Source organism: Bradyrhizobium sp., from assembly GCF_016462955.1.
GTDB lineage: Bacteria > Pseudomonadota > Alphaproteobacteria > Rhizobiales > Xanthobacteraceae > Bradyrhizobium.
The window spans coordinates 5,697-14,642 of the sequence record NZ_JAEMSD010000138.1; the positions used below are offsets into that span (position 1 = coordinate 5,697).

General features: G+C 66.9%; 2 protein-coding genes and 1 pseudogene. 2 read left to right on the plus strand and 1 reads right to left on the minus strand.

Features of this window, described 5'->3' with window-relative positions; genetic code table 11:
• A partial coding sequence (locus JHD07_RS16235; RefSeq protein WP_291623914.1) for a non-ribosomal peptide synthetase occupies positions 1 to 5,184 on the minus strand: 5,184 nt, incomplete at its 3' end.
• A 137-nt stretch (positions 5,185 to 5,321) separates the two neighbouring features.
• On the opposite strand from JHD07_RS16235, the gene JHD07_RS16240 reads away from it, so the two are divergent.
• Both JHD07_RS16240 and JHD07_RS39795 read left to right on the plus strand, forming a co-directional pair.
• Positions 5,322 to 8,783 (plus strand): AAA family ATPase, encoded by a 3,462-nt coding sequence (locus JHD07_RS16240; RefSeq protein ID WP_291623916.1) that lies wholly within the window; start codon positions 5,322 to 5,324, stop codon positions 8,781 to 8,783.
• Between the two features lies 1 nt (position 8,784).
• Positions 8,785 to 8,946, plus strand: a pseudogene (locus JHD07_RS39795) (methyltransferase); the annotation flags it as partial.

Sequence of the window (8,946 nt, forward strand, 5' to 3'; positions counted from 1 at the left end):
GAAGGCGAAGGGCAGGTTGAACAGCGGCAGCCCCGGCAGCTTCCGCTCGATCCGCAGCATCTGGTCCTGCGCAATGGAAAGCGCGGGAAGCTCGCCTGCAGCCGGGCGCGGAATGCTTGCGGCAGGCTTTTGCGGCTTCGCCGCCACGGCCTCGTCGACCCGCAGGGCGAATTCTGCGATCGTCGGCGCCTCGAACAGCACCTTGATCGGCAGCGAAACGCCGAGCGCACGCGCGACGCGCGCCATGACCTGGCCGGCCAGCAGCGAATGGCCGCCGAGATCGAAGAAATTGTCGGTGACACCGATGCTCTCCGTCTTCAGCAGGTCGATCCAGATGTCGGAGAGCACCTTCTCGGTGAAGCGCCGCGCCGGGACCGCCGCGTCTGGCCCGGACGTTTCCGGCTGGACGGGCGCCAGCAGCGCGGACCGGTCGATCTTGCCATGGGCGTTGAGCGGCACTTGATCCAGGAACAGGAAGGCGGACGGGATGGCGTAGCCGGGCAGCCGGGACTTCAGGAACTCGCGCAGCTCGCTCGCGCTACTCCGGCTGTCGGGCTTTGCGACGACGTAAGCGATCAGCCTGACGTCGCCGCCGGCCTCGCGGCGCGGTTCGACGATGCCGGCGCGCACCCCTGGGTGCCCGGCCAGCACGTTCTCGATCTCCTTGAGCTCGACGCGATAGCCGCGGACCTTGACCTGATGGTCGGCGCGGCCGAGGCATTCAATCGTCCCGTCAGCGCGGCGTCGGGCAAGATCGCCAGTCCGGTAGAGCCGGCCGCCGGCCTTGCGCGAAAAGGGGTCGGGCAAAAAGCGCTGCCGGCTCTGGGCGGGGTCGTTGATGTAGCCGCGGCCAATTCCGGCGCCTGCGATGCAGAGCTCGCCGGTCACGCCGATCGGTTGCGGCTGGAGCTGTGCGTCGAGCACATGGAGCTGGGTGTTCGGCAGCGGTGCGCCGACCGGAACGTTGGTCGTGGCGATCGCCGGCGCCTTGGTCAGGCGATAAAGGGAGACGTCGTCAGAGCATTCCGACGCCCCATAGGCATTGATCAGCGGCACCCCAGGGCAACGGGCGAACCAGGTACGGCAGAGATCGACGGGCAACGGCTCGCCGGTCGAGATCAGCAGCCGCAACCCCGCGAAGGCGCGCCGGACCTGCGCTTCGTCCATGCGATCGAGAATGACGCGCAGCAGCGAAGGCACGATCTCGAGCACCGTGATGTCCTCGCGCTCGATCTCCCGCGCCAGCAGGATCGGGTCCTGCACGATCGCGTTGCCGCAGATGTGGACGCGCGCGCCGACCATCGGCCCGGCGAGGAATTGCCAGACCGAGATGACGAAGCTCTGCGGCGCGGTCTGTGCGATCACGTCCCTGGCCGACAGCTTCAGCTCGGCAATCAGCGAGGCCAGATGGTTCGAGAGACCACGCTGCTCGATCATGACACCCTTCGGCGCGCCGGAGGAGCCGGACGTGTAGACGAGGTAAGCGAGGCTGGAGGCGCCGCGCCGGGCCGGACGGGCCGGCTTCGTCGATCCGGACGCGAGAGCATCGTCGAGCTCTGCGACCCGGATGCGCTCGACCAGCGGATCGAGCAGCGCCTCGGCCATGGCGGATTGGGCCCGTCCGGCCAGCAGCACACGGGCACAGCTCGATCCGAGGATGGTCGTAAGCCGGGCCGCTGGCTGCTCTGGATCGAGATTGAGGAAGGCCGCGCCGACGCGCTGCACCGCAATCATCGCGGCGAGCAAATCGGGCCCGCGATCCGCGAGCAAGGCAACCACGCTCTCGGCGCCGATGCCCTCGCGGGCCAGCCAGTGCGCGACGGCTCCGCTGCGGCGCGCCAGTTCGCGATAACTCAGGGACGTGCGACCATCCGAGACCGCGACGGCGTTCGGCGTCTTGCTGGCCTGGCGGTCGAAGCGCTGGCTCAAGTTGCCGCGCATGGTGAAATTGGCCGGCACGCCCCGGCCTTTCGCCAGCAATTGCCGGCGTTCGGTCCCGGTCAGGAGCGGCAGGCGCGAGATGCGCTGCTCCGGATCGACGATGGCGGCTTTGAGCAGGGTCTTGAACTGGGCGGCCATGCCTTCGATCGTCGCGGCGTCGAACAGATCGGTGGCGTATTCGAAGAACCCGCTGAAGCCGCCGTCGGCCTCGACCAGTTCGAGCGTGATGTCGAAGCGCGCCACTTTGGGATCGACTTCCAGCCGCCGCGTAGAGAGGCCGGGAAAGCGTGCCGTCTCGATCGAGGCGTTCTGGAGGATGAACATGATCCGGAATAGCGGATTGCCATCGCTGCGGCGCGCGATCTGCAATGCGCGCAGCACCTCTTCGATCGGGAGGTCCTGGTTGCGGTAGGCGTCGAGCGTGACCTGCCGCACCCGCCGCAACATCTCGCCAAAGCTCGGATCGCCGCCAAAATCGTTGCGCAGCACCAGGGTGTTGGCGAACAGCCCAATCAGCCGCTCGGTCTCGATCTGGTTGCGGTTGGCGATCAGCGATCCGGTGGCGACGTCCTCATGCCCGGTGTGGCGGAACATCAGACACTGGAAGGCCGCGAGCAGCGTCATGAACGGTGTGACGCCCTGGTCCTGGCTCAGCGCGCGCAAGTCGCTGGACAGCGTGTTGGAGAGTTCGAGGTAGTGTCGCGCGCCGTGCCCGCTCCAGACCTCAGGCCTCGGCCTGTCTGTCCGGAGCGGCAGCATGGTGACGCCCTCGAGCTGTGTGCGCCAATAGGCGAGCTGTTCGTTCGCCGCAGGCGTCTGCGCCCAGCTTTGCTGCCAGAGCGCGAAGTCGCGATACTGGAAGGCGGGCGGAGGCAGGGCGGCCGGGTGCTTCTTGCGCGCCGCGGCATAGTGGGCGGCGAGCTCCTCCCAGAACAGCCGCTGCGACCAGCCGTCGGTGGCGAGGTGATGGACGTTGACCACCAGCGCATGACTGCTCTTGTCGAACGACAGCAGCGTCACCTGCAAGGGCGGCTCGCGCGTCAGGTCGAACGGATGCTGGGCAAGCTCGAGCGCCTTGCGCCGGATTATCGCGGGCCGCTTGTCCTCAGCGCAGGGCTTGAGCTTGATGCGGCCGACCCGCGGCGGCGATGGCAGCACATGCTGCACCGGCTCGCCCTGGCGCTCGACGAAGACCGAGCGCAGCACGTCGTGGCGTGCACAGACCGCCGCGACGGCCGTGGAAAGCGCCGCGACGTCGATGAGACCTTTGAGGACGGCGACTTCGACGACATTATAATTGTAGCGGGTCGGGTCGAGCCGCGACAGCACGTACATCCGCTGCTGCTGGAACGACAGCGGCGCGTCGGTGCCCGCAAGCCGGCGCCAGGCCGGCAGCGCCGTCTCGTGCCGGGTTGCGGCGGTCTCGATCCGGGCCGCGAGCGCTGCGACCGTGGGGCAATCGAAGATGTCTTCGAACGAGAAGTCGACATGGAAGCGGTCGCGCAGGCGCGAGCGCATTTGTGTCACCGCCAGCGAATCCGCACCCAGCGCGAAGACGTCCTGGTCGGCGCCGACCTGCGGCAGCTCCATCAGGCCAGCCCAGATCTCGGCGAGCTGGGCCTCCAGCGCGTTGCGCGGCAGCCGGGTCTCGTCGCGCATCTCCACGCTTGCGATCAGCGCGGCGAGGGCGTTGCGCTTGACCTTGCCGCTGGCGCCCTTCGGCAGCGCCGCCACGCTGCGGATCACGCTCGGGACCTTGTAGGCTGCAAGCCGCTTTCGTGCGAACTGGCGCAACTGGTCGGAGGTCGCCTCGGAATTCGGCCGCAGCACCACGACGGCCGCGACATTCTCGCCGAGCTTCTCGTGGGGGAGAGCGAACACGCCGGCTTCCAGCACCGCCGGATGGCTGAGCAGGACGTCCTCGACCTCCAGCGGCGAAATCTTCTGACCGCCGCGATTGATGACGTCCTTGATACGGCCGACGATGAAGAGATAGCCATCGGCATCGAGGTAGCCGAGATCGCCGGTGCGAAACCAGCCGTTGCGGAAGGCGGCCCGCGTCGCGGCCTCGTCATTATAGTAGCCCCGGCTCATGTTCGGCCCGCGCAGCATGATCTCGCCGTGCGCTCCGCTTGGGAGCGTGCGGCCCGCCTCGTCCATGATCGCGATCTCGGGACCTGCGGCGCGGCCGACCGATCCGATCTTGCGCAACTCGAACGGATTGGCCGCAATCTGCGAGGCCGCCTCGGTCATGCCGTAGGTTTCGAGCACGGGAACGCCGAACGCGGCCTCCAGCCCTGCGAGAATCGCAGGCGCGAGCGAGGCCGAGGCCGAGCGGATCACGCGCAAGGACGACGGTCGGGCGCGGTCGGGGTTTGTTTCCGCCGCCGTCAGCAATGCGCGGTGAATGGTGGGCACCGCCGTGTACCAGGTCGGTTGCAGCTCCCGCATCCAGCCGAAGAAGGACGAGGCGTCGAAACCCTCGGTGCAGATCACGCTGGAGCCGGCCGCCAGCGCTGTCAGGAGGCCGGAGATCAAGCCATGGGCGTGAAACAGCGGCAGAACGTTGAGCAGGCGATCTTGCGAATTGAGCGACAGAACATGGCCGGCATTGTAGGCGGAGAGGCAGACGTTGCGATGGGTCAGCGGCACCATCTTCGGCCGCGCCGCCGTGCCCGACGTCAGCAGGATGAACGCATCGTCGTCGCCGCGCGAACTGCCGCTGGCATTCGCCGGCCCGATGGCGGGAGCGATGAACGCGCAACCGCCGAGATCATCGAGCGGGCCCGGCACGAAATCGATCACCGCGATATCGAGCGCCCTGGCGACGTCGCGGCTCGGCGAGTTCATGTCGGCCCGGGTCACGAGCGCCTTCAACGTCAACTCGCTGAAATAACGTTGCAGCTCGTCCGCCGTCAGGTCGGGATTGACGGGCACGCAAGCGCAGCTCGAGGCGACCGCGATCAGCGCCAGCGCGCTGTCCGCGCCGCGCGGCAGCGCGACCGCAACGCGGTCTGCGGGACCGATGCCGAGCTCACGCAAGGCCCGGACGAGTTGCCGGATCGATTCCCCGAGCGCGCCATAGCTGAGGACCGGCCGGCCGGGGGCGAGGAGCGCGGGCGCCGCTGGTGTCTTGCGGGCGTAGAATTCGAGAAGGCCGCCGATATGTGTGAATATCTTCGTTTCGGCCGTCGTGGCGGCTGATCCTTCGCCCGTTCCGGATGCAATCTCCGACAACGTCATTCCCTTTTGATCCGATTGAGCTATTCTTCCAAGAAGTTTGGGAACGCGTCCAGTCCGAGGTGAAGTTTTGGCCCCAAAATCTGTGGTTGAGGGGGCGCTGGAGCCCTTCTACGGAGTGATGGTCGGGCGGAATCACCATGCTGGAGAATGAGCCGGGGACGAGTTTGGAAGGCGGGCTCAAGCGCTGGCTCGAAGATATCGGTCTCGGCCGCTACATCGATCTTTTTGCGCAACACCGTCTCGATCTCGACGTCATCGGCGATCTCACCGATGCCGACCTGGCCGAGCTTGGATTTCCGCTCGGCGATCGAAAACGGCTCCAGCAGGCGATGGCGGCGCTACTTCTAGCGCAAACGGCGGAGGCTCCGGCCGCAGCGATGCATCCGCAAGCACGGGTGGGCATCGGTGCCGAGCGGCGCCAGCTCACCACCATGTTCTGCGACATGGTGGATTCCACCTCGCTATCCGCACAGTTCGATCCGGAAGACGTCCGCGACATGATCGCGGACTTTCGCGAGACCTGCGTCCGCGTGGTGAAGCAGTACGAGGGCTTTGCCGCCCGGTTCGTCGGCGACGGTATCCTGGTCTATTTCGGCTATCCGACCGCACACGAGGACGATGCCGAGCGCGCGGTGCGCGCCGGGCTCGAGATCGTGCGGGTGTTGTCGACGGCGCGCGAGGTCGAGCCAAGCGGGACGCTCCACTCACCTGCTGTCCGTATCGGGATCGCGACCGGCCTCGTCGTGGTCGGCGACCTGATCGGACAGGGATCCGAAGAACGCGACTCCGCCACCGGAGAGACCGTCAATCTCGCGGCGCGCCTGCAAGCCCTGGCGCCGCCGAACGGCGTGGTGATCTCCGCCTCCACGCAATCGCTGCTGAAGGGGAAGTTCGACTACCGCAACCTCGGCGTCCACGTCCTGAAGGGGATATCCGGGAAAGCACAGGCCTGGCACGTGTTGCGTGCCTCGCGGATGGAGACCCGCTTCGCCGCCGCAATGGGCACGCGGCTGACGCCGCTCGTCAATCGCGAGGAGGAGATCGCGCTGTTGATGGGACGCTGGCAGCAGGCCAAGGACGGCGATGGCCAGGTCGTGGTCAAGTTCGGCGAGCCCGGCATCGGCAAGTCCCGCGTCATCCAGGAGATTTTCGAACGGATATCGGGCGACCGTCATGGGCATGTCTCGCTCCAGTGCTCGCCCTACTACACCTCCACCGCGTTTTATCCGTTTGTCGAGCAGCTCACATTCTCGCTCGGCCTCGATCGCGAGGATCCCTCCGCGCTGTCGCTGGCGAGCCTCGAGACCGCAATTGCCGCAGCTCATGGCGACATCGAGCAGGTCACGCCGTTGTTTGCCGGGCTGCTGTCGATACCAACCGGGGACCGCTATCCGCCGCTCGACCTGTCGCCGCAGCAGCAGAAGGATGCGACCGTCGCGGCGCTGGTCAACCATTTCCTTGGCCTTGCGCGGGGGATGCCACTGGTGATCGCGTTCGAGGATCTGCACTGGATCGATCCGACCTCCCGCGAGGTGATCGATCTGCTGGTCGAGCGGGTGCAGAACCGGCCGATCCTGGTCATCATCACGGCACGCTCGGAATTCCAGCCGAGCTGGCATGCGCATTCGCACATCACGACGCTCGTGCTGAACCGCTTGAGCCGGCCGCTCCGTACCACACTGGTCGAGCGCGTCGCGGGGCGCGAACTGCCCAAGGAGGTCGTCGAGGAGATCATCGTCAAGACCGACGGCGTGCCGCTGTTCCTGGAGGAGCTGACCAAGACGGTTCTCGAATCCAACCTCCTGACCGAGCGGCACGGGCGCTATGTGCTGTCGGGGCCGTGGCGGCAGCTCGCAATCCCGGCCACCCTGACCGACTCGCTGATGGCGCGGCTCGACCGGATGGGCCCGTTCAAGCGCATCGCGCAGATCGGCGCCACGATCGGCCGCGAGTTCTCCTACGAGACCCTGCACGCCGTCGCCGATACGCCGGCCGAGCAGATCGAGGCGGCACTCGATCATTTGGAGGCGGCAGGGCTGATCGTCCGGCGCGGCGAGCCGCCGGACGCGCTCTACGCGTTCAAGCACGTGATGATCCAGAACGCCGCGCATGCGAGCCTCTTGCACAGCGAACGGCGTAAGCTGCATTCCCGGATCGCCGAGGCGCTCGCCCGGATGTATCCGGAGCAGGCCGAGCGCGAGCCGGAGCTGCTCGCCCATCACCTGACCGAATCCGGCCACAGCGAGGGCGCCGCGAGCTTCTGGCTCAAGGCCGGCAAGCGGGCGGCCAGGAGCGGCGCCAATCTGGAGGCGATCGGCCATCTGCGCCGCGGCCTTAGCGTCGTGCAGGCCAATGCGCGCATGCAGGGCGCGGACGAGATGGAGCTCGAGCTGCGCATTGCGCTCGGCAACGCGCTGATCGCCGCCAAAGGCTATGCGGTGCAGGAAGTCGAGGAAAACTATATCCGCGCGCTGGAGCTCGGCCGTCAGCTCGACGACGACGAGAAGGTTTTCGCTGCCACGCGCGGGCTCTGGGTGTGCCATTTCATCCGCGCCGATCTCACGCGCGCGCACGACCTCAGCGTGGAGCTGTTGAAGTTCGCCAAGCGCGCGCGGCTGAACGACCGGACCCAGCCGGCACAGCAGACCGGCTATCTGATCGAGGCGCACCGCGCCATCGCGATGACCATGCTCTATCGCGGCCGCTTCGCCGTCTCGCAGCACCATTTGCACCGCTGCATCAATCTCTTCAGTTCCGATTTGCACTCCGACCTGATGGAGCGGCACGGCATCGATTCCGGAGTGGTCTCGTTGTCCTATCTCGGTTACCTCCTCTGGTTCCTCGGCCGGCCCGACGCGGCGCGTCAGCACAGCGAGCAGGCGATCGCGAACGCCGAGAAGATCCGCCACCCCTTCACGCTCGCCTTCGCGCTGGTGTTCGGCGCCTACCTCCGCCAGCATTTGCGCGACGTGGAAGGCACGCGCGACCACGCCAACCGCGCCATGATCCTGTCTACCGAGCACAATTTCCTGCATTGGAAGCAGCAGGCGACCATCCTGCGCGGCTGGGCACTGGCCCAGCTTGGCGAAGCCGACGAAGGCCTCAGCCAGATGCGCTTCGGCCTCGACGAGTACGAGGCGATGGATTCCTGGCTCGCCGGTTGCTGGTTCCGCTGCCTGCTGGCGGAAGCCTATGCCAAGGTCGGGATGCGCGACGCGGCCTTGCGCGCGCTGGATGGCGCGCTTGCGACGGCAAGGCGGACCGGCGATCACTCCTATCTCGCCGAGGTCTATCGCCTGCAAGGCGAGATCACGTTGTCCAATGGCGAACCGGCCTCGGTGCAGGAGGCGGAGGAGCTGTTCGGTCTGTCGCTGGAGATCGCGCGCCAGCAGGGGGCGCTGTCGTGGGAGCTTCGCACCGCCGTCAGCCTCGCGCGCCTGTCGCATCAAGCCGGCAAGCGCGAGCATGCGAGGCTCCTGATCGTGCCGATCGTCGGCCGATTCAGCGAGGGCTTCTCCACGCCGGACCTGATGCAGGCGATGCATCTCGTCAACGAGCTCGGGATGGACGCGCCCGCTCGCGAGCAGGCCGATCTGTGACATGAACGATCTGGCCGCCGCGCGTGCGCGTTATGTGGAATCGATCGCCAGGCGCGAGCGGATTTCCTCAAAGCCTCTGCTCGGTGCGCTCGCCGCCGTGCCGCGCGAGGATTTTCTCCCAAGAGGACCCTGGCGGATCAAGGACGGGGCAGCGCGTAGCTAC